17 protein-coding genes are annotated in these 20,867 nt (G+C 69.8%); 10 read left to right on the top strand and 7 right to left on the bottom strand.

All coding sequences use genetic code 11. From position 1 onward, the window contains the following. Genes SSMG_RS32780 through SSMG_RS32765 form a run of 4 tightly spaced genes read left to right on the top strand, consistent with a single transcriptional unit; the run spans position 1 to position 5,171 of the window. Entirely contained in the window at positions 1-1,344 is a 1,344-nt protein-coding gene (locus SSMG_RS32780; RefSeq protein WP_009083236.1) for a hypothetical protein, read from the top strand. Then, positions 1,344-1,826 (top strand): hypothetical protein, encoded by a 483-nt coding sequence (locus SSMG_RS32775; protein ID WP_009083234.1) that lies wholly within the window; start codon positions 1,344-1,346, stop codon positions 1,824-1,826. Before SSMG_RS32780 ends, SSMG_RS32775 begins: the two co-directional genes overlap by 1 nt. Further along, complete coding sequence (locus SSMG_RS32770; protein WP_009083232.1) at positions 1,819-4,302, top strand: Hsp70 family protein; 2,484 nt, start codon at positions 1,819-1,821, stop codon at positions 4,300-4,302. Before SSMG_RS32775 ends, SSMG_RS32770 begins: the two co-directional genes overlap by 8 nt. After that, positions 4,302-5,171, top strand: a complete 870-nt coding sequence (locus SSMG_RS32765; RefSeq protein WP_037715618.1) for a hypothetical protein — start codon at positions 4,302-4,304, stop codon at positions 5,169-5,171. The genes SSMG_RS32770 and SSMG_RS32765 overlap by 1 nt, the downstream gene beginning before the upstream one ends. On the opposite strand, the gene SSMG_RS32760 is transcribed toward SSMG_RS32765, so the two are convergent. After that, positions 5,140-6,504 (bottom strand): cytosine permease, encoded by a 1,365-nt coding sequence (locus SSMG_RS32760; RefSeq protein ID WP_009083229.1) that lies wholly within the window; start codon positions 6,502-6,504, stop codon positions 5,140-5,142. The genes SSMG_RS32765 and SSMG_RS32760 overlap by 32 nt on opposite strands. A gap of 210 nt (positions 6,505-6,714) precedes the next feature. Here SSMG_RS32760 and SSMG_RS32755 point away from each other — a divergent pair, with 210 nt between their 5' ends. Beyond that, positions 6,715-7,875 carry an NAD(P)/FAD-dependent oxidoreductase gene (locus SSMG_RS32755; RefSeq protein ID WP_009083227.1) on the top strand — a complete coding sequence of 387 codons (1,161 nt, stop codon included), beginning with the start codon at positions 6,715-6,717 and terminating at the stop codon, positions 7,873-7,875. A gap of 22 nt (positions 7,876-7,897) precedes the next feature. Here SSMG_RS32755 and SSMG_RS32750 read toward each other — a convergent pair whose 3' ends face one another. Next, the gene (locus SSMG_RS32750; protein ID WP_009083226.1) at positions 7,898-8,281 is read right to left on the bottom strand and encodes a hypothetical protein; all 384 of its coding nucleotides are present in this window, start codon (positions 8,279-8,281) and stop codon (positions 7,898-7,900) included. A 42-nt stretch (positions 8,282-8,323) separates the two neighbouring features. Then, on the bottom strand, positions 8,324-9,235 hold the full coding sequence (locus SSMG_RS32745) for a PHB depolymerase family esterase (RefSeq protein WP_009083224.1): 912 nt from the start codon (positions 9,233-9,235) through the stop codon (positions 8,324-8,326). Positions 9,236-9,334: 99 nt separating this feature from the next. On the opposite strand from SSMG_RS32745, the gene SSMG_RS45005 reads away from it, so the two are divergent. After that, on the top strand, positions 9,335-10,756 hold the full coding sequence (locus SSMG_RS45005) for a tetratricopeptide repeat protein (RefSeq protein WP_100266956.1): 1,422 nt from the start codon (positions 9,335-9,337) through the stop codon (positions 10,754-10,756). Between the two features lie 3 nt (positions 10,757-10,759). Here the strand turns inward: SSMG_RS45005 and SSMG_RS47370 are convergent, their stop codons facing one another. Both SSMG_RS47370 and SSMG_RS32735 read right to left on the bottom strand, forming a co-directional pair. After that, positions 10,760-10,891, bottom strand: a complete 132-nt coding sequence (locus tag SSMG_RS47370) for a hypothetical protein (protein ID WP_286156990.1) — start codon at positions 10,889-10,891, stop codon at positions 10,760-10,762. A 205-nt stretch (positions 10,892-11,096) separates the two neighbouring features. Beyond that, the gene (locus tag SSMG_RS32735) at positions 11,097-12,068 is read right to left on the bottom strand and encodes a glycoside hydrolase family 3 N-terminal domain-containing protein (protein ID WP_037718372.1); all 972 of its coding nucleotides are present in this window, start codon (positions 12,066-12,068) and stop codon (positions 11,097-11,099) included. A gap of 401 nt (positions 12,069-12,469) precedes the next feature. Here SSMG_RS32735 and SSMG_RS32730 point away from each other — a divergent pair, with 401 nt between their 5' ends. From SSMG_RS32730 to SSMG_RS32715, 4 genes are read left to right on the top strand one after another with little or no spacing between them, the layout of a single operon-like run. Beyond that, complete coding sequence (locus SSMG_RS32730; RefSeq protein WP_009083220.1) at positions 12,470-13,063, top strand: LuxR C-terminal-related transcriptional regulator; 594 nt, start codon at positions 12,470-12,472, stop codon at positions 13,061-13,063. 14 nt (positions 13,064-13,077) lie between these two features. Beyond that, on the top strand, positions 13,078-14,343 hold the full coding sequence (locus SSMG_RS32725; RefSeq protein ID WP_009083218.1) for an ABC transporter substrate-binding protein: 1,266 nt from the start codon (positions 13,078-13,080) through the stop codon (positions 14,341-14,343). Between the two features lie 5 nt (positions 14,344-14,348). Further along, a complete protein-coding gene (locus tag SSMG_RS32720) occupies positions 14,349-15,233 on the top strand; it encodes a carbohydrate ABC transporter permease (RefSeq protein WP_050788337.1) in 885 nt (294 codons plus the stop codon). Further along, positions 15,230-16,057, top strand: a complete 828-nt coding sequence (locus tag SSMG_RS32715) for a carbohydrate ABC transporter permease (protein ID WP_286156989.1) — start codon at positions 15,230-15,232, stop codon at positions 16,055-16,057. The genes SSMG_RS32720 and SSMG_RS32715 overlap by 4 nt, the downstream gene beginning before the upstream one ends. Before the next feature lies 1 nt (position 16,058). Here SSMG_RS32715 and SSMG_RS32710 read toward each other — a convergent pair whose 3' ends face one another. Both SSMG_RS32710 and SSMG_RS32705 read right to left on the bottom strand, forming a co-directional pair. Then, positions 16,059-17,129 carry a dienelactone hydrolase family protein gene (locus SSMG_RS32710; protein ID WP_009083214.1) on the bottom strand — a complete coding sequence of 357 codons (1,071 nt, stop codon included), beginning with the start codon at positions 17,127-17,129 and terminating at the stop codon, positions 16,059-16,061. 69 nt (positions 17,130-17,198) lie between these two features. Beyond that, complete coding sequence (locus SSMG_RS32705; protein ID WP_037715616.1) at positions 17,199-20,819, bottom strand: BTAD domain-containing putative transcriptional regulator; 3,621 nt, start codon at positions 20,817-20,819, stop codon at positions 17,199-17,201. Positions 20,820-20,867 lie beyond the last annotated feature (48 nt).

Here is a 20,867-nt window from a genome sequence, read left to right as displayed (position 1 = left end):
ATGGAAGCGAACGAGGGGCGCGGTCGGACCGCCGCGGCGCGGGTGCGGGAGGTGTCGACGCCCGAGTTGTACCGGCGCAACCCGTTCCGGATCGTCGGCCTCCCCGCGACCGCGACGCGGCGCGAGGTGCGGGAGCGGCGGCTTCGAGTCCTGGGGGTGCTTGAAGTCGGCGGTGCGCCGCCGGACGGGGTGCCCGCGGAGGCCACGGCCGACGAGGTGCGGGCGGCCTTCGACGCGCTCGGCAACGCCGAGCATCGGCTCGTCGACGAGGTCTTCTGGACCTGGGGCTCGCCGGCCGAATGCGGATGCCCGCTCCAGTTGCACCGCAAGCACGACAACGCGGTCGCGGCCTACGCGGCGGCCCTCGACGCGGAAGCTGGCCGCACCGACGACCATCCCACTCCATTGTGGACCGAAGCTGCTCGGTGTTGGGCAGTTGTCCTCCGAAGTGAATCGTTCTGGCGGCATCTGAACCATCGCGTCGAGAAGCTGGGCGACCGGCGGCTTGATGAATCCACTGTGGACGGGTTACGGGCCGCGTTGCCGGACGCGGTGCTCGCGCCGATGATCGAAGTCGCCGCGAAATCGGCTGAGCCACGGCGGTTCACGGGGTACCTCGCGTTGTTCGGGGCTGATCGGCACACCATCGAGGACGCGCGGACGGCTATCGCGGACGGGACGTATCGGCGGGTCGAGGCGTTGCTCAAAGACCTTCGGGGCGACCTGGACGGAAATCGGGTGCAAGCGGCGGCGGAGCGGACGGTCGAGGAAGCGGAGCCGCTGTTCGACCGGCTCGAAGAGGTGGTTCCGCGGGCGGAATTCCGGCGGACAGCGTCGCTTTCGGAGGCGATCGCGGTGGTGGCGAACAACATCGGGGTCGCGCTGGCAGAGGTGCGGGGCGGGTCGGCGGGCCTGATCCGGGAGGTGTTCGCGGTCGCGCGGCGATGCAGCCGCGATCCGGAAACGCTGGAGGCCGTGGCGCGCAACGAGCTCGCTGCCACGACGTATGTGCCAAGCCTCGCTCCAGCGCGGGAACCTTCGGGGGCGCGGGTTTTCGCCGCCTTGCTGCACGCGGTGGCGGCGACGGTCTTTCTGGCTTTGAAGCTGCCGGAGGACGCGTTTCCGGCGATCATGTTTCTCGTCGCGGTTCCGGGCGCGTTGACGAATTGCCTGGTCGCGGCTCGGCCGTGGACCACGCCCCGGCGGTATCCGGCTCTGCTGGGGCTGGACGTCGGGATCTATCTGGCGCTCAGTCTGATTGCCCTGCCTTATTGGCTGGCGGTCGCGATGGCGGCGGTGCTGGTGTACGTCGCTCCGTTCGTTCGAGTGCGAAGGGGCTGGTGATGCGAGACCGGCAACGCAAGCAGCACAAGGAATTCCGGATCGCCGAACCTGGTCTGCACGAGGAGGAACGCGCCCGGTTGCGAGAGCTGCTCGAACAGCTGTCCGCGGTAGCGACCGCAAAGGACGCCGCATCGGCACTGTCCGAATCGGACTTGGCGGAGGCGGCGACGGCGTTGTGGCGGGCGCGGCGCAAGCTCGCCGGCGCCGAGGACCGGGTGGCCCGGCAGGCGGGCCGGTTCCTCAGCGCGAGCCAGGACGCGCTCGACGCGGCGGGGGTGCTGGTGCAGGACCACGACCGGATCCCGTTCGGTTCCGGGATGGCGCTGGAGGTGCTGTTGTTCCAGGACGAACCGGGCCTGGACGTCGAGCGGGTGGTGGAGACCGTGCGGCCGTCGATTTACCTGACCGGCCGCCGGATCCAGATGGGACAGGTCATCGTCGGGCGCCCGGCCGCCCGGGGGAACGGGGAAGCGGATGCGTGACACGATCGATTTCGGGATCGACCTCGGCACCACGAACAGCGCGATCGCGGTGCTGGAAAACGGTGCGGTGTCGGTGCTCAAGAACAACGCGCAGACGGACTACACGCCGTCTGCCGTCTGGATCCGCAAACGCGGGGTGATCGAGGTCGGCGCGGGGGCGCGGCGCCGGCTCGAGGACGATCCGGACAGCGTGCAGATCGAATTCAAGCAGTCCATGGGATTGCCGGACGCGCGGCGGGAATTCCCGAAAGCCGGGGTCAGCCTGACGCCGGTGGAACTGTCCGCGGAAGTGCTGCGAACCTTGCGCGGGTCCGTCCCCGGCGAACCGCCGGACGCGGCGGTGATCACCGTGCCCGCGGCGTTCCTGCTCAACCAGACCGAGGCGACGCAGGAAGCCGCGAAACTGGCCGGGTTCACCGGGAACTGCCCGCTGCTGCAGGAACCGACCGCGGCGGCGTTCGCGTTCGGGTTCCAGAACGAAAGCAAAGGCGCGCACTGGATGGTGTTCGACCTCGGCGGCGGGACGTTCGACTCCGCGGTGGTCAGCACGGGCGAAGGGGAATTGAGCGTGCTGCACCACGCTGGCGACACGCACCTCGGCGGCCGCAACATCGACCAGGCGGTACTGGACCAGGTGCTCGCGCCGGAAGCGGCCCGGCAACTCGGGATCCCCGATTTCCGCCGGGACCACCCGCGCTGGCGACGGAACTTCGCGCGGCTGCGCAGCGCCGCCGAGACCGCGAAAATCCAGCTCTCCCAGTCCGAACAGACTCAGCTGCTGCTTGACCTCGACCGGGGCGACGGACAGGAGGAGGTGTTCGAGTACACCCTGTGCCGCGAGCAGGTCGACCGGCTGGCGCGGCCGTTCTATCTCCGTGCCGTGCAGTTGTGCCGCACCGCGCTGGAGTCGGCGAACCTGCGTCCGGCGGACATCGACCGCCTGCTGCTCGTCGGCGGCCCGACCCTCGCGCCCGGGTTGCGCGAACTGCTGGCCGACCCGACGGCCGGGCTCGGCATTCCGCTCGACCACAGCCAGGACCCGAGCACGGTGGTGGCGCGCGGTGCGGCCGCCTACGCCGGAACAGTGGCGCGCCCGCGCCCGGTGCGCCCGGCGAAGCGCGGGGAGTACTCCCTCGCACTGTCGTATCCCGCCACCACCAGCCTGCCGAGCGTGCCGATTTCCGGCCGCTGCTCGACGGACGGTGCGGCCGGCTGGTCCCGGTTCCGGATCGCGCTCAGCGCACCGCAGCGCAGGCCGGTCTACCGGACGTCCGAGGTTTCCCTTTCCGCCGACGGCACGTTCACCGTCGACGCGGTGCTCGACGAGCTGAGCACGAACCGGTTCGAGATCGAACTGCTCGATCCGACAGGCACGCGCGTTCCGGTACAGCCCGATTCGCTCACGATCACCCACCAGCGCAACGAAATGATGGGCCAGACCGTGGTCAACACGGTCGGCTTGACCGAGGCCGACGGGTCCTTCACTCCGATGCTGAGGAAAAACGCGCCGCTGCCCGCGGCGAAGCGGCAAACGTTCTTCACCACGGCGACCCTGCGGCGCGGCGACACCTCTTCGGTGATCCGGATTCCGGTCGCGGAAGGCGAACGTCGCCGCGGCGAGCGGAACCAGCAGGTGGGCGTCATCGAAATCCGCGCCAAGGACGTACGCTTCGACCTGCCGCGCGGCAGCGAGGTCGTGATGACCTTCGAGATGGACGATTCGCGGCAGGTGTCCGTGGTCGCCGAGGTTCCGTTGCTGGACAACGAGTTCGAGGCGGTCATCGACCTCAAGCAACAGCATGTCCCGGACCCGCAGACGCTGCGGCGGCTGCTGAACGAGCTGGAAGCGCGGCACGAACAGGTGCGGACGCAGGTCGAGGGGACGCGGTCGGACCGGGCGCGCGGGCTGCTGAACCGGCTGGACGCGCAGGGCAGCGTCGCGGCGGTCCGGGACGAGGTGCGCTCCGGCAGCACCGACGACGGGGCGGCGGTCGCGGCGGAACGGCGGATGCGGGACGTGCAGGCAGACCTCGACGACATCGAGGCGGAACTGCGCGTTCCCGAGGTGCTGGAACGGCTGCGAGACCAGCTCGACCACTGCCGCGAACTGGTCGACCGGGTCGGCGCGGACGAGGACCGGGCCGAACTGGCCGAGATCGAGCGCCGGTACGCGGCGATCGCCGAATCGCACGACGTCGAGGCGGGCGAGCGATTGTCCGAACGGGCGCTGGACCTGCAGGTCTTGCTGATGCGCCGCGACGGTTCGCTGGATGTGGAGGTGTTCAACGCACTTCGGGCCGCGCGCGACCGCATGTCCGACCCGGCCCGCGCGCGGGAGCTGATCCGCGAGGGCGAGCGGGCTGCCGCGACGTCGAACTGGGTGGCGCTGACGGACGTCAACCGCCGGTTGCGCCGCCTCCTTCCGGACGACCGGCGGGACCAGCCGGGCGGCGGCATCCTTCGCGGGGAGCGATGATGATCGAACTTTCGCGGGCATTGGAACGGGAACTCATCCTCGCCGAAGGCGCCGACCTCGCCCGGCGCGGCGACTTCGAGGCAGCCGTCGCGCTTCTGGAACCGGATTCGGCAGGCGATCCGGCACGGCTCGATCTGCTGGCCCGCGTGCACGCACAGTCCGGCGACCTCGCCGCGGCGGACGCGGCGTGGGCGGCCGTTTTGACCTTGCAGCCGGGCAATTCCGCGGCGAAGGCGGGTCGGCGCGTCATCGCGAAAGTCCACTCCGGACGGTTGCGCCGACGGCCGATCCGCCGCTACCTGCTTACCGCCGGGGCCGCGGTGATGATTGGCGGCGCGATCGCGGGCGGGGTGGTGCTGACCACTCGGCAGCCGCCTCAGGCGGTCACGGTGGCCAAGCCGGACGACCGTTTCCGCGCCGAACTGGACCGCCTGCACCGCGTGGAATCCCGTGATGCCGCCGCAGCCAAGGAGCGGCGAGAGCAGCTCCAGCAGCTAGCGAAAACCTTGGCGGCACCAGGTGCGTCGACACGCATAAGCGCTGACGCGGTGACCGTCAGCTTCGATCGCAGTCTGTTCAGTCCTAACGCGACAGAGCCCAATGAGGCCGGGCAAACAACGCTGACCAACTGGGCGTCCGTCCTGAAGGGACAGTCCATTCGTATCACCGTGCTCGGTCACGGCGTCGCGGTTCCCGGCGGTCCAGCGAGCGGCGGGTCAACGGTCTCCTTGGCCCGCGCGGCCTCCGCGGCCCGGGTGCTGGCCGGGGCGAGCGGCTTGCCGTTGACCGCGTTCGCCGTCTCCAGCGCGGACCAGGGCGCGAACCCGGCCCGGACGGTCACCCTCGAAGTGCGGCCGACCGGCGCATGAACGCCACGTACAGCGCGCCGGGCACGATCAGGCCGAGCAGCCACGAGATGTCCGCGCCGCCCAGCAGCGGCGCGATCGGACCGACAAAAATGCCTTCGACGTTGGCGAACGGGATCTGCACGGCGATCCCGAGCACGTACGCGGCCAGCGCGGGCCAGGCCCAGCGACCGTAGCGGCCGTTGGGGTCATAAAGCGCGTCGAGGTCGTACTTCTCCTTGCGCAACAGGTAGAAGTCGACCAGGTTGATCGAACTCCACGGCGTGAGGAAGTACAGCAGGAAGTCGAGGAACAGCACGAAGTTCGACAGGAACTGGCCCCGGCCGAGGATGGCGATCACCGCGCCGACAACGCCGACACCCGCGATGTAGCCGATCCGCGTGGCCTGGGAGAGCGCCGCGCGGCGACCGAAGCCGGTCAGTGCGGTCGCGACGGTCATGTAGCCGCCGTAAATGTTCAGCACGTTCACCGTGAACTTGCCGAGCGCGATAGCCAGTAGCAGCGGGATCAGCAGCGCTTCGCCGCCAAGGCCGACGACGTATGCGACTTCGTGGCCCTTGAACGCCTTCCCGGCAATGGCGTACGCCAACGCGCCGAACGACATCGCCCACACCGCGCCGAGCACCGTGCCGCCGTACGTCCACCAGAACGTCGCGCGCACCGACGTCGCCGACGGCAGGTAGCGGGAGGTGTCGGCGACATACGGGCCGAAGGTGAGCTGCCACGACGCGGTCAGCGAGACAGCGAGCAGGAACTTCGGGAAGTCCAGGTGCGGCGCGGCCAGCACGGCGCCGAGGTCGTGTCCGCTGAACAGCCGGATCGTCAGGTAGAGGAAGACGACCACGGACAGCGCGGACGCGATCCAGCCGAACCGGTGGATCAGCCGGTATCCGACGATCGCGATCAGTGCCGAGGCGAGCGCGTACACCGCGATCGCCGCGTCGGTCGGCAGGTGCGTGATCTGGGCGACCGCCTGGCCGCCGAGCAGCGAACCGCTCGCGAAATACCCGAGGTACATCACCACGACCAGCACCAGCGGCAGCGCCGCGCCGTACACGCCGAACTGTGCGCGAGACTGGATCATCTGCGGGATGCCGAGCTTCGGCCCCTGCGCGGCGTGCAGCGCCATCGGAATGCCGCCGAGCGCGTTGCCTGCCACGACGGCCACGATCGCCCACAGCGGATGAACGCCGACCAGCACGGTCAGCGCGCCGGTGACCGCCGAGGTGATCTGCGTGTTCGCGGCGAACCACAGGGTGAACAGGCTGCGCGGATGCCCGTGTCGCTCGGACTCCGGCACCGGGTCGATCGAGCGTCGCTCCAGTGTGGCCGCCACGTGCCCCTCCTGCGGTTTCTTCGGTGAATGCGCTGGACGAACTCAACGTCAGCGCGGGCCGGGCGGCCAAGTAGCCGTCCGGCGATTCTGTCTCGGATCCCAGACTCTCACGCGCTGTCAGTGCTTGGCAGCGGACTGCCAGCGAAGTGTGCGGCCGATGCCAGCGACGTCCGCGAATCTTCGGAGGTCATCGACGCACAGGGGAGAACAATGCAGACTCCAGTCACCATCATCGGCGCCGGCCTCGGCGGACTCACTTTGGCCCGGGTCCTGTACGTGCACGGGATTCCCGCCACGGTGTACGAGGCCGAGCCGTCGCCGATGTCGCGGTCCCAGGGCGGGTTGCTCGACATTCACGACTACAACGGCCAGCTCGCGGTCGAGGCGGCGGGTTTGCTGGACGAGTTCCGCGGCCTGATCCTCGAGGGCCGCCAGCAGATGCGGATCCTCGATCCCGACGGCACCGTCCTGCTGGACCACCCCGACGACGGCACCGGTGGCCGTCCCGAACTCTTGCGCGGCGAACTGCGGCAGATGTTCCTCGACTCGCTCCCGGAGGGCACCGTCCAGTGGGGACGGAAGGTCAGCAGCGTCCGCACGGTCGCCGACGGGCACGAGATTTCCTTCGCCGACGGGGGTTCGGTCGTCGCGAAGCTGCTGGTCGGGGCGGACGGCGCGTGGTCGCGGGTGCGGCCGCTGCTGTCCGACGCCGTTCCGGAATACACGGGCCGGGCTTTCGTCGAGACCTACCTCTACGACGCCGAGACCCGGCATCCGGAGGCCGCGAAGATCGTGGGCGGCGGCGGAATGGGCTCGCCCGGACCGGACCGGCGCATCATGGTGCACCGCGAACGCGACGCGCTGCACACGTACGCGATGCTGAACAAACCGCAGGAATGGTTCGACGCACTCCACGGCCTCGGCACTTCAGCCGCCCTCGCCCGCGTCGCGGCCGAATTCGCCGACTGGGCCCCGGAAATCCGCGAGTTGATCGCGGGCGGCGACACCGCGCCGATCTTACGGAGGCACTACACGCTGCCAGGCGCGCACCAATGGGAGCGGATCCCAGGCGTGACGCTGATCGGCGACGCGGCACACCTGTGCGGCCCCAACGGAGAGGGCGCGAACCTGGCCATGCTCGACGGCTCCGACCTCGCCGAACTGCTGGCCGCGCATCCGGACGACGTCGAGACCGCGCTGACCAGGCACGAGGAACGGATGTTCGCCCGCAGCGAGGAGGTCGCGGCGGAGTCCGCCGAGATGGTCAAGCGGATCACCGCGAATCACGGCAAGGACACCGCGAAGGTGGTCGCGGAGGGGTTCCGCCGGATGCTCGCCAAGAAGCGGGAGCCGGCGGGTCGGGCTGGCTGAGGCGCAGGCTCCGCGCGAGATCTCAGCGATCGGCACGAGGCGGGTCGAGGGCCTTGAACTTCTCGAGCAGGCGCTGCGCGGGCGCGGAGCCGGCATCGAACGCGATGAGGTCTTGCTCGCCCCGGCCGGGGAGCAGGGTCAATGCGCCGTGGCAACGGAAGCAGAAGGCGATCTCGAACAAGACCCCCGCGGAACCGTGCGCGCGAATCCCGTAGCGGGGCAAGAAGCAGCGCATCAACTCCCCATCGGGCAGTTCGGCGAGGAGCTCGGCGACCGCGGCGGCGTCCTCGCCGTCCCACTCGCCGAGCACTTCTCCGGGAACGCTGGCCCAATCCTGGGTCTCGATGTCCGTGATCCGGAGACCTTCGAATCGCCGGATCTGGTTGGCTGCGGAGGGCAGGTGCACCCGGTCACCATGCCACAGTCCGCGATGGCACGGCGCGGAAATTCAGACTCCGGCGAGCCGGTGCGCTTTGAAGAACTGGAGGATCACCGGCGTGGCGTCGAGGGCGGTCGGGGTGTCGGAGTCGTTGTTCGGCTTGGTGCTGGGCCAGACGTGCCCGGCGCCCTCCACCCGGTAATGCGCCAGCGAACAGCCCGGCCACCACTGCTTCACCACACCCGGCACCGGAGAAACCGATACCGGATAAGGGAAACACCGGTCGCGATCGGCCCAGCCGTGCAACCAGTCCGGAATGGACGGTAGCCCCTTGGCCGGATTGCCTGCGTAGGGAATGGTGGTGTCGGCCGTGCCGTGGAAGTCGAGCAGCGCGACCTTCCGGCTCGGCCGGCAGGCGCCGCCCTGCGGGTAGAACGCGCCGGAAACCGGGGCGAACGCGGCGATCCGGTCGGCCATCCGGCACGCCAGCACGCCGACGAACCCGCCGCCGTTCGATTTGCCCGCCGCGTAGATCCGCGCCGGGTCCACGCACATCCGGTGCCGCAGCGAGGTGAGGAGGTCGCCGGTGAACCGGACGTCGTCGACCGGGGCCGAGTAAGGCGCGCCGGTCCAGGCGGATTTGCCGTCGGTGCCGGGGACGCCCTGCGGGTACACCGCGATCACGTCCGAGCCGGAGAAGCCGGACAGCTCCTCTTGGTACTCCGCGGTGCGGCCGTGCCCGTGATAGGAGAGGACGACGGGGTACTGCCGGTGCGGGTTGTAGCGCGCCGGCACGTAGATCCGGTACTCGCGCTCGATGCCGCCGGACGTCAGATGCTCGACCGTCGTGGTGCCAGCGTTGGGCACCGCCGTGCCGCACCCGGTCGTCGGCATCGCTGCGGCCGATGCGGGCGCGGCGAGCACTCCGAACCCAATCGCCGCGGCCAGTACGGCAACGCCTGCACGGAAACGTCCGGACATCCGATCCTCCTCGATCGACGGGCGAGCGCGACCATCGTCACCCTGGATCCGCTCCGAAGGCCCCTTTCGTTCATTGAGTTAACGGCTAGGCTCGTCGGGGTGACGGACGCGGAAGAGTCCTCTGCCAACCGCATCACCGGCGGCCGCTTCGACAAGGTCGTCATGGCCGGGGCGGTGCACGGCGACATCAACGTCGGCCGAGCGGGCGACAGTCCTGCGGATCTGGCCGACCCGCTCATCGCCTCGGTCCGCCTGAAACCCGGCAGCACCCTGGCCGATCTGGTGCTGGACACCGATCCGCCGCGGGTCGCCGTGCCCGGCGGAACGGTCCACCTCATCACCGTGGAAGCCCGGACGAACCGAGCCGTCGTCCTGCACTCCGCGCGGGTCGTGGTTGTCTCGCGAACGCCTCCGCGTCCGGCCTGCCTGCTGGTCCGGGTCGGCGGGCACCTGGAACCGCGCCCCTTCACGACCGATTTCGACGCCCCGGCGCCGCGGCTGGTCGCCCAGGGCCTGGACTTCCCGTTCACCGTCAGCGCGACCGACGTCGAGCAGTTCGAAATCGAACCGATCACCACCACCCACGAGGTCGCCTGGCGCCTGGAAGTGGACTGGACCTGCGCGGGCCGCCACGGCACCACCGTCATCGACAACGAGGGCGAGCCGTTCCACGCGTACCCGGTGCCGGTCCTCTACTCCGGCCGCCGGCATTCGGTGCTCAGCTCCGGCTGCGACCTCTTCCACGAGCGCGGCTGCCCGGCCAGCCTGATCGAGGACGGCCCCGCTTCGCTGTGGGACCGCGGGCAACCGGTGCTCTATCCCGTCCTGCCGCCTCTCGCGGAGGCTCCGGCTTTCGTGGACCTGGACCCGGACCGGAAGGAGTCGTGGCCCGAATACCGCCAGGTCGCGATCGGCATCCGGATGGCCGCCGCCTCCGGCGATCTCCGCAGCCACGAACCGCCGGAGTACCGCGAGCTGCTCATCCGAGTGCTGCGCTACCTCTTCGTCTCGGGCCAAGCCCACCCCGGTGCCGCCCTGGGACGGCTTCTGTACGCGGAATGGACCGAGGCACTGGGCGAGGACCACCCGGACACCCTCGCCGTCGCGAACCGCCTGGCGGGTTGCCTGATCGGCACCACCGAACACGCGGAAGCGCGCGACCTGCTGGCCGCGCTCCTGCCGCGGGCCAGCCGCACCCTGGGCGAGGACGACCCGCTGACGCTGACCGTCGCGAACAACCTTTGCGTGGCATATATGGGGCTGAACGAATACGAACGCGCCCGCGACCAGACGGAAGACGTCCTGGCCCGCACCCGCCGCGCCCTCGGCCCGGATGCGCTGGGCACCCTGCGGACCACCGGCAACCTGGTCCAGATCCACCTTCGTTTGGGCGACCGAGCTTCGGCGCTCGCGGTGCTGGAGGACCTGGTGCCGAGGTGCCGGAGAGCGCTGGGGGAGGAGCATCCGCAGACGGTGAGCGCTGCCGCGGTGTTGGCTCGGGTTCTCGCGGAGGAGGACTGAGTCTCAGGATTTGCCTTGCCGGAGTGCGGTTTCCGCAACGGCGAGGTGGTCATCGAGCCACGCCAAGGGATGCCCAGCCGCGAAACGGCCAACCGCGCCGTACTTCCAGTCCGGGCGCTCGTCGTAGGCACGCACCCCGACTACGGGAAGCGCGGGCAGCCCGAGCGCCGGGCCGACGCCAGGCCCGTCGCCCGGCCTTCCGCCGCCAGCGCGAGATACGCCACTGGTGCTCGACGTAGCCGAGCGGCGGGCACTCAGCCGCGAAGGGATTCAGCGGCCCGTCCACGTCGAGCAGCAGAATCGGCTTCACGCTCCGACGCTACCCGGCACCGTCCGCAGGTCAAGGACGGCAAAACCCCTTGCCCGCCAACACCCGCTCCACCGAAGCCGCCACCTGCGCCGCCGGCAGTTCCCCGCTCTCCACCGCCCGCTGGAGCCGGTCCACCACTGCCCCGACGTCGTTGTGCCCGGACGAGAACAACGCCTGGTCAGCCCCCGCCTGCAACGCCTTCAGCACCGCGTCCGGCAGCGCGAACCGGTTCGTGATCGCCTTCATTCCGCCCAGGTCGTCGGTGATCACCGGTCCGGTGAAGTGGAACTCGTTGCGCAGCAACCGATACGCCTCCGGGGCCAGTGACGCCGGTTCGTCCCCGGTCAGCCCCGGCACCTCGAGATGCCCGACCATCACTCCGACCTGGCCGTACTCCGAGATATCGCGATAAGGCACCAGATCGACCCGGCGCAGCTGTTCGAGCGGCGGCGTGACGACCGTTCCGCGGTGCGAATCGCCCGAACCGTGGCCGTGGCCCGGGAAATGCTTCAGCACCGGCTGCACCCCGCCCGCGCGCAGGCCCTCGGCGAAGGCCATCGCGTACTGCCGCGCTTTTTCCGGGTCCGCGCTGTACGAACGGTCGCCGATGACCGCGTCGTCGGGTTCGTCGCTCACGTCCGCGTCCGGTGCGTAGTCGACCGTCACCCCGCGTGCACGCAGTTGCTTGCCGCGCTGTTCGCCGATCGCCCGCACCTCGTCCGGCGTCTTCGAGGCCGCCAGTTGCCGGGCGCTCGGGAGCGAGCCGTCGAGGTCGTCGATGCGCTGCACCCGGCCGCCCTCCTCGTCGACCGCGACCGAAACCGGGATCTTCGCCGCCCGCTGGACGCCGTCGAGCGCGCCATTTTGCAACAGCGTGGTCTTTTTGTCCCCCACGAAGATCCCGCCGACCTGCTGCGTCCGCACGAGGTTCGCGACGGCCGCCGGATCGCCCGCGTTGACGCCCGGCACCACGAGCTGCGCCACGCGCGCCCGCGGATCCATCACCGACACCGCCGAAGCGCACGATCCCTGGCCCGGCACAGTCTGCGCCGGCGAGGTTGCCGCAGGTGGAGCGGCTTGCGGCGAACTTGCCGCACTCGGCGGGGCGAGCGCGGCGGACGTTGCCGTTCCGGAAACGGAACGATCCCCGGAGCACGCGGAAAGCGCACATATGAGCGTTAACGCGCTGACGGCTCCTGCGGTGCTCCGGCGGGGTCGTGCGTGCGCCTTCATCATTTCCTTTGCTGGTCCGGACAGGTCCCCGTGACGGTAACCGAACCCCACCGGCGGGCCCAACTTCACGCTGTGAAGAATGAGCGCGTCCCGACTAGAGATTTCGTGAAGCCGCGGTGGGCACACTGACCGGCACACGACAAGCACAGGCTCTGCACGGGGAGGCAGCGATGAATCAGGTCAAGGTTGCGGCATGGGCTTCGGACCCGATCACGCTCGCCGGCCTCATCGACCATTTGCGCACGCGCCGCGAGGTGCGGGTGATGCCGGGCCAGCAGCGCGGGGAAGCCGCGGTGCTCGTGTTCGCCGCGAACCGCGTCACCCGCGAGGTGAAGGCGGCGCTGCGGGCCGCGGCCTCGGAGACGCCCGCGGCCATCGTGTTCGTCGCCGGATACGTGGACGCCGACGATCTCGCCGAACTGGCCGCCTGGCACGTCGCCGCGGTGCTGCCGCGCGACGCGATCGGCGGCGACCAGCTGGTGCGCAGCATCGTGGCCGCGGCTTCCGGGCGCGAGACCTCGATGCGGGATCTGCTGCAGCAGGCCGAGACCCTGCGCCGCAACGGCGACCGCACCAACCTGTCGCCGCGCGAGGTCGACGTGCTGCGGCTGATGGCCGAGGGCTGGGACACCGCGGAAATCGCGAACAAGCTCTGCTACTCGGAGCGGACCGTGAAGAACGTGATCTACGGGATGACGAACCGGCTCAAGTTGCGGAACCGTCCGCACGCCGTCGCTTACGCGCTGCGCGCCGGAGTGATTTAAAGGATGCTCACCACGTGCGAAAGCTGACCCGGCGCCCGGCCGTTGCCGCGCTCGCCGCCGCATTCCTGTTACTGGCGGCCGCGTGCGGTTCCGCCGCGTCCTCGGGAAAGATCACGCTGAGCGTGGCCACGTTCGGCGAGTTCGGTTACGCGCCGTTGTTCGAGCAGTACCAGAAGGACCACCCGAACATCGAGATCCGCGGCCGGGTCACCGATTTCGACACGCATTTCAAGAGCCTCGCCACGCAGCTGGCGGCCGGTCGCGGCGCGGCCGACGTCGTCGCGGTCGAGGAGCAGTACCTTCCGAAGTACATCCGGGCCAAGGACAAATTCGTCAACCTCGCCGAGTACGGCGCGGACAAGCTCAAGCAGCAATGGGCGCCGTGGAAATGGGCGCAGGGCACGTCGGGCGATTACGTGTTCGGTCTCGGCACCGACATGGGCAGTCTCGCGATGTGCTACCGCCGGGACCTGTTCCAGCAGGCCGGGTTGCCCACCGACCGCAAGGCCGTCGCCGAGCTGATGCCGGACTGGCCGGGGTACGCGAAGGTCGCCGCCCGGTTCACCGAAAAGCTCCCGAAAGTGAAGTTCGCCGATTCGGCGGGCACCGTGTACACCGCGATGCTCAACCAATCGCCGGAGAACTACTTCTCCGCGAAGGACGATTCCTACATCGCCGATCGCAACCCCAGCGTGCGCAACGCTTTCCTGTTGTCCGGCGGTCTCGCGCAAGCCCGCGAAACGGCCGGGGCGACCACCTACACGCAGGCGTGGAACGTCGCGATCAAACAGGGCGCCTTCGCGACCATCGCGTGTCCGGCCTGGATGCTCGCGCAGATCAAAGAAGCCGGCGGCGACGCGGGCAGCGGCAAATGGGACGTCACCACGGTGCCGGGCAACAGCGGCAACCAGGGCGGTTCCTTCCTCGCCGTGCCGAAGCAAAGCGCGCATCCGAAGGAAGCCTACGAACTCGCGCAGTGGCTGACCGCACCCGCGCAGCAGAAACGGCTTTTCCTTTCCGACGGAATCCTGCCGAGCGAACCGAGCGTGTACCAGGATCCGCAGGTCATCGCGCACACCGATCCCTATTTCTCGAACGCGCCGGTCGGCCAGATCTACGCGGCGTCGGCAGACCGGCTGCGCCCGAATTACCGCGGCCTGCACGACGCGGACGTGCGTCCCGAGTTCGGCCGCGCGCTCGGCCGGATCGAGGACGGGACCGAGAACGTCGAGCAGGCGTGGGCCGACGCGGTCCGGATGGGCCGCGACGCGATCAAGTAGCCGCCGTGGACCGGAAGCTCACCACCTACGCCTTCATCCTGCCGTTCTTTGTCCTCTTCGGACTCTTCGGCGTGTTTCCGCTGCTGTACACGTCGTGGGTTTCGCTGCACCGGTGGGATTTGCTGTCCGGCCCGGAAGGCGGGCTCGGCCTCGCGAACTACGCGGAGCTGTTCGCCGATCCGCGATTCTACAACGCGTTTTTCAACACCGTCAGCATCTTCCTGCTCGCCGCGATCCCGCAGTTCTTCCTCGCTCTCGGCATCGCCGCGCTGCTGAACCGGCCGCTGCGCGCGGCGACCTGGTGGCGGGCCGGGCTTTTGCTGCCGAACCTGGTGTCCGTCGTCGCCGTCGGGCTGGTGTTCGCGCAGCTGTACAGCTCGGGCTACGGCGTGGTCAACGAGGTGCTCGGCTGGTTCGGAGTGCCGCCGGTTTCCTGGCAGGCGCACCAATGGTCGTCGCACCTCGCGGTCGCGAGCATGGTGATGTGGCGCTGGACCGGCTACAACGCGCTGATCTACCTGGCCGCGATGCAGGCGGTGCCCCAGGATCTCTACGAGGCCGCCGCGCTCGACGGCGCCTCGCGCTGGCGGTCGTTCTGGTCGATCACCGTGCCCGGCATCCGCCCGACGATCGCGTTCACCGCGGTCGCGGGCACGGTCAACGGGCTCCAGTTGTTCGCTGAGCCGCAACTGTTCGACGCCACCGGCAACGGCGGCGCGGGCGGCAACGACCGGCAGTTCCAGACCCTCACGATGTATCTGTACGAAAAGGGCTTCGGCAAATTCGACGCCGGATACGCGGCGGCCTTGTCGTGGGTGATGTTCCTGATCTGCCTGGTGTTCGCGATCGTCAACTACCGGCTGGTGCGCCGCTTCGTGGGTGCGCCGTGATCCGCCGGGGCCGGGCCGGGGCCTGGGTGTACGCCGTGCTGGTCGGCTTGGTCGCCGCGTCGCTGTTCCCGCTGTACTGGTCGTTCGTGGTGTCCACTCGGGACAACACGGCAATCGGCGAGACCTCTCCGCTGCTGCTGCCCGGCGGCCATCTCTTCGATAACATCCAGCGCGTCTTCACCACCGTCGACTTCTGGCTTGCGATCGGCAATTCGCTGATCGTCGCGACGACGGTGATGGTGTCCAATGTGGTCCTGTCCAGCTTCGCGGGCTTCGCCTTCGCCCGGCTCCGATTCCGCGGCCGCAACACGCTGTTCTTCTTCGTGGTCGGCTCGGCGATGGTGCCCGCGCAGCTGGGCGTGGTCCCGCTTTACCTGGTGGTGAGCGATTTCGGCTGGTACGGCCGCCTGGAGGCGGTGATCGTCCCTGCCCTGGTGAGCGCGTTCGGCGTGTTCTGGATGCGCCAGGCCTGCGAGGGCTCGATCGACCAGGACCTGGTGGACGCGGCCACTGTGGACGGAGCGTCGATCCTCCGCACGTTCTGGCACGTCGCGGTCCCGGCGCTCCGTCCACAAGCGACCGTCCTGGCGATGGTGACCTTCCTCGGCGCGTGGAACGACTACTTCTGGCCGCTGGTAGTCCTCGACCCGGCGGAAACGCCGACCGTGCAGGTGGTCCTGTCCCAGCTGGCCAGCGGCTACTTCACCGACTACGCCCTGATGCTGACCGGCGCGACGCTGGGCGTGCTGCCGGTGATCGTCCTGTTCCTGCTGCTCGGAAGGAACCTGGTGCGCAGCATCTCGACCGGCCTGACCCGGGCCTGATTCACGAGACATAACGCCCGAAGAACCCGGCGATCGCGGACCGCTGCACGTTGATGCTCGTCCGCGGATCAATCGTCCCGATCCGCGTCTGCCGCACCTTCGGATCGACCGGCACCCGCTGCGCCAGCTTCGGAAGGAACCACTGGACGTCGGTGTAGCTGTAGTGCATCGCGGTCGCCAGAGCGATGTCCTGCTTCGGTGCCGAAGTGCGCTCCCACAACGACTTCCACGCCGGTGCCGTCCGATGGCTGCGCGCCTGGCCGTCGCTGGTGCTGCCGGACGAGCCCATCAACAGCACCGGCCGCGGCACCCCGTCCGAGCCCGCGCGAGTGAGCTGCTTGCCGTCGACGTCGTAGGCGAGCCACCCGTCCAGGTCGGCCACCGCGTCCACTCGGGAGTCCACGGTGGACACTTCGGCCGCTGTGTCCCCGCCGAACGAATGCCCGATCAACCCGAGCCGGCTCACGTCCATTGCCTTGCCCAGCCCGGGAATCCCCGGCAGCTGGTCCAGGACGAACCGGACATCCGCGACCCGCGTCCGCATCCCGGCGACCAGGTCCTTGCTCTGCGAAGAGAACACCACCCGTCCGTCGGGGAACACGACGAACGGTGCCTCGCCGGTGTGGTCGATGGTCACCACGATATACCCGCGGCTGGCGAGATCCTCGGCGGTCGCGCTGCCCAGCGCCCGCAGCGACGCCCAGCCCGGCGAGTAGACAACCACCGGCCACCGCCCCGCTGCCGGCGCGTTCGCCCGGGCATGCGTCTCGACGGCCGCCCAGTCGACCTTGCCGGTCGGCAGGCCCAGCGCCGGTGCCGCGCCCTGGTCGAAGTACGACGCGGCCTGAGCGGGCAGGTACCGCGCCTTCGGCCCGGTGCCCGGCCGGGCGGGGTACCAGACGCTGATCATCAGCTCCCGGTTCCGCGCCTGGTCAACGAGGTGGACGTCGCGTTCGCCGATCGCGTGCGGCCCGGTTGGCGTAGGCAGCTCGAAAGTGGTCTCCGCCGCGGCGGGCGCGACCCCTACGGCGGTGACGAGGAGGGAGGCGGCGAGGACTGTTCGGAAGCGCATGCCGGAACTCTGCCGTCTCAGCCGGGCTTTCCGCGTCTGCCGACCGTCTCCGGCGACCCCCGACTTTCGTCACCCCGTCCGGCGCGCCACCGCGTTCGCCAGCTCGCTGCGGGACGGCGCGTTCAGCTTCCCGAGCAACCGCACCACGTGCGCCTGCACCGTCCGCCGAGGCAGCCGCAGTTCCGTCGCGATCTCCGGATTCGACCGGCCGGCCGCGACCAGCCGGGCGATGCGGACTTCCAGCGTCGACAGCGACTCCCAGCCGCGCTCCGGCCGCGCCGACGTCAGCGAAGCCCCGCGCTGCACGCCGACCGCCTGCAACCGCTTCTCCGCGTGCTCCAGGTTCCAGGCTGCCGAAAGCTCCGTGTACAGCGAAGCCGCCTCGTCGAACGCGGCCTGCGCGGCGTCCAGCCGACCGACCCGGGCCAGCAGCACCGCCGAGTCCTCCAACGCGCTGGCCAACTCGGGTTTCCGCCCCACCGCACGGAAATGCTCCGCCGTCCGCAGCACCGGCTCCGGATCCTCGCCCAGCAATCCCCGGCACCATTCCGCGGCCGCGAACGCCCGTGCCGGTTCCAGTTCCTTCTCCGCCTCTTCGACACACACCGCCAGCGCCCGCTCCGCCGCCGCCCGGTCGCCCGCCGCCAACGCGATCTGCGCGAACTGCGGCAACCACTGATGCCGCAACATCATCTGCGCGTAAGTCGGATTCAAAATCGGCTCGAACACCGTGATCGCCTTCTGCAGATCACCCTGCTGATAGGCGACCAGCGCGTGCGCGGCCAGCAAAAAGTCGAAACTTTCCCGCTCGGCACTGGTCGCGGGCGCGTGTTCCTCCGCCGCGTCCAGCAACGCGGCCGCCTGCGCGTGCTCGCCCCGCCGCGCGGCGATGAGGGCCGCGACCCCGTGCAGCAGCAGCGCCGCCGCTCCCGGTTCACGAAGGCCGAAAAAGGTGATCGCTGGACCGTCCTCGGTCACCGTGTCCAGTTCCACCAGCGCTTCGTCCCACCGGCCTTCCCAATACCGGTGCACCGCAACGGAAACCTGCAACCCGCTCGGCATGCTGTGCCGCCGCGTCACCTCGGCGGCTTCCTGCAGCGTGCGGTTCGCGTCGTCCAGCCGGTCGAGGTTCTGCATCGTGAAAACCCGGTTGTCCAGCAGATCGAGGTGCAGGTCGGCCAGTTCGTGCTCGTCACCGACGGCCGCGATCGCCTCGTCCACGTGCTTCAGCGCGCTCGTATGATGCCGCCGCACGGAATCGACCAGCCACAACGTCTGCAGCGCGTGCGCGGTCAGATAGCCGTCGCCGTTCGCCTCGGCCCGCGCGACGTGCGCGTTCTTCTCCGCGACGGCGAGGTCGTCGAGTCCGCCGCGCCGGAAGTTCGCGAGCAGATGACGGCCCTTGACCCGCCACAGCTCCGGCACCCCGGGGTCCTCCGCCGGATTTCCGAGCGTCTCCACCGCGAGCTGCACGTCGCCGCGGCGGAACCGCATCGCGGACACGACGTGCCGCATCTCCGCCGCGTTGTCCGGATCGCGCGCCACCTCAAGTGCTTGCAGCGCAAGGTCTTCCGGGCTCCGTTCGAGCCGGAACAACACCCGCACCAGCGCGACCAGCAACGGCTCGCGGCGCGGATCGTCGTCCTCGACCACGGCCAGCGCGCGTTCCAGCAGCTCGACCGCGATCAGCGGGGCCCGGTTCGAGACGGCGCTCTGGTGCTCCACGAGCCAGTCCAGCACCCACGGGTCCACAGTGGACGGAACGGCCACGAGCTGCTCGGCGACCCGCTTGACCGGCGCGCCGATCTTGGCCAGCGCTTCGGCCGCCTGCCGATGCTGCGCGGCTCGCGTTTCCGGCGGCAGATGGTGGTACAACGTCTGCCGCAGCAACGGAAGCCGGAACGCGAGCTGAGTGCCGGCGTCGAGCAGGATGTTGTCCGCCACGGCCGTTTCGAGCGGGCCGAGCAGATCCGACGGACGCTGTCCGAGCACCGCCGCGATGTCGCCGACCGCGAACTCCATGCCGAGGATCGCGCCCCAGCCCAGCACGTGCCGGGTCTGCTCGGGCAGCAGCTCCAGCCGCCGGTTCACCGCCGCGACAATCGATTCCGGCGGCTCGAAGCGCAGCGGATCCGGGACGTCGGCGCGTCCGTCGAGATGCTCGACCGCGCCCGAATGCACCAGCGCGTCCAGCATTTCCTTGAGGTACAACGGATTGCCGCCAGCCCGCCCGGTGAGGTCGCGCAGCCGCGGCCCGGGATCCGCGCCGATCTGCCGCTGCAGCAGGCACAGGACGTCGTCCTCGCCGAGCGGGCCGAGGTCGAGCACGATCCCGTCGCGCGTCTCGACGCCGCGGCGCAGCTGGGTCATCTCCGGCCGCTCCGGGGCCGGTCGCGTCGCGGCGACCAGCAGCAACGGCAGCTGCCGGGCCGCCGCGGACAGCCGATGCCACACCAGCACGCTCGATTCATCCGCCCACTGCAGGTCGTCGACCACGAGCAGCAACGGCGATTCGGCGCACAGTTCGTCGACGAGCGCCAGCAGCCGGTCCACCGAATCGAGCACCGGGTCGCCGGCCCGCCGCCCCGGTTCCTCGCTGCTCAACGCGACGCGCGCCCGGCGCGGATCCGGCGAATGCGGGTCGATCGCCAGGCATTCGTGCATCACCTGCAACGGGAACCGCATGCTCAGCTCGTCCGCGGCGACCCACGCGACCTGCAGGCCGCCAGCTTCGCCGAACGCGTGCGCCAGCAGCTCCGACTTCCCGATCCCGGCCTCGCCCTCGATCCACACCGCCCGGCCGCGGCCCGCCCGGACGTCGTCGAGCAGCTGATGCAGCTCGCGGACCTCGGTTTCCCGGCCCAGCAACGGATCCTGCGGCGTCCGCACGACCGGCTCGGGCACCGCGGGACGCGGCAGGTCCAGCGCCGGGTCCTCGGCGAGCACGCGCTGGTGCAGTTCGCGCAATCCTGGTCCAGGCTCCACGCCCAGTTCGGCGCGGAGCGTGTGGCGCACGTCCTGGAAGACGTCGAGCGCGTCGGAATGCCGACCGCTGCGGTAAAGCGCGAGCATCAGCGAGGCCCGCAGCGATTCGCGCAGCGGATATTCGGCGGTGAGCGCGGTCAGCTCGGCGATGATCTCCTGGTGGCCGCCCAGCTCCAGCCGGCTGCGGGCAGCCCGGTCCAGCGTGTCCAGCCGCAACTCGGCCAGGTACGCGCGATGCCGTTCGGCGAAATTGCCGGGCACCCCGGACAGCGCTTCGCCGTGCCAAAGCTTGAGCGCGGCGCCGAACTCGGCGACCGCTCGGTTGTGCGCCCCGGCCTCGGCCTCGCGGATGCCGTCTTCCCGGTGCTGCTCGAACCTCGCCGCGTCCAGGGCTTCCGGCGCGAGGTCGAGCGTGTAGCCCGCCGGGCCGGACCCGAGCACGGTCGACGCGGACCACCGGGTGCGTTCCGGCTCCAGCGCACGGCGCAGCCCGGAAATGTAGGTGTGCACACTGCCTTCGACACTGGCCGGCGGCGAATCGCCCCAGACTCCCGCGATCAGCTCCGCGCGCGGCACCGGCCGTCCGGCTGCGACCGCCAGCATGGCGAAGACCGCCCGCTGCCGCGCGGGTCCGAGCGAGATTTCGGTCGTCCCGCGCCAGGCGCGCAGCGGGCCGAGCGCTGTCACCCGCAAGTCCCCTGGCATGCCGTTCCATTCGCCGTGTTGACCGAGTTTACCGGTCGATCATGGACG

This window comes from Streptomyces sp. AA4, assembly GCF_000158875.1.
Classification (GTDB): domain Bacteria; phylum Actinomycetota; class Actinomycetes; order Mycobacteriales; family Pseudonocardiaceae; genus Amycolatopsis.
The sequence above is the reverse complement of the archived record's forward strand: the minus strand, read 5'-3'. Positions and strand labels throughout refer to the sequence as shown.

Excerpts from the sequence above, each read along its gene's own strand:
- SSMG_RS32780 (WP_009083236.1), top strand. The coding sequence starts at position 1 with ATGGAAGCGAACGAGGGGCGCGGTCGGACCGCCGCGGCGCGGGTGCGG.
- SSMG_RS32775 (WP_009083234.1), top strand. The coding sequence starts at position 1,344 with ATGCGAGACCGGCAACGCAAGCAGCACAAGGAATTCCGGATCGCCGAA.
- SSMG_RS32770 (WP_009083232.1), top strand. The coding sequence starts at position 1,819 with ATGCGTGACACGATCGATTTCGGGATCGACCTCGGCACCACGAACAGC.
- SSMG_RS32765 (WP_037715618.1), top strand. The coding sequence starts at position 4,302 with ATGATCGAACTTTCGCGGGCATTGGAACGGGAACTCATCCTCGCCGAA.
- SSMG_RS32755 (WP_009083227.1), top strand. The coding sequence starts at position 6,715 with ATGCAGACTCCAGTCACCATCATCGGCGCCGGCCTCGGCGGACTCACT.
- SSMG_RS32745 (WP_009083224.1), bottom strand. The coding sequence starts at position 9,235 with ATGTCCGGACGTTTCCGTGCAGGCGTTGCCGTACTGGCCGCGGCGATT.
- SSMG_RS32735 (WP_037718372.1), bottom strand. The coding sequence starts at position 12,068 with ATGGATCCGCGGGCGCGCGTGGCGCAGCTCGTGGTGCCGGGCGTCAAC.
- SSMG_RS32730 (WP_009083220.1), top strand. The coding sequence starts at position 12,470 with ATGAATCAGGTCAAGGTTGCGGCATGGGCTTCGGACCCGATCACGCTC.
- SSMG_RS32710 (WP_009083214.1), bottom strand. The coding sequence starts at position 17,129 with ATGCGCTTCCGAACAGTCCTCGCCGCCTCCCTCCTCGTCACCGCCGTA.
- SSMG_RS32705 (WP_037715616.1), bottom strand. The coding sequence starts at position 20,819 with ATGCCAGGGGACTTGCGGGTGACAGCGCTCGGCCCGCTGCGCGCCTGG.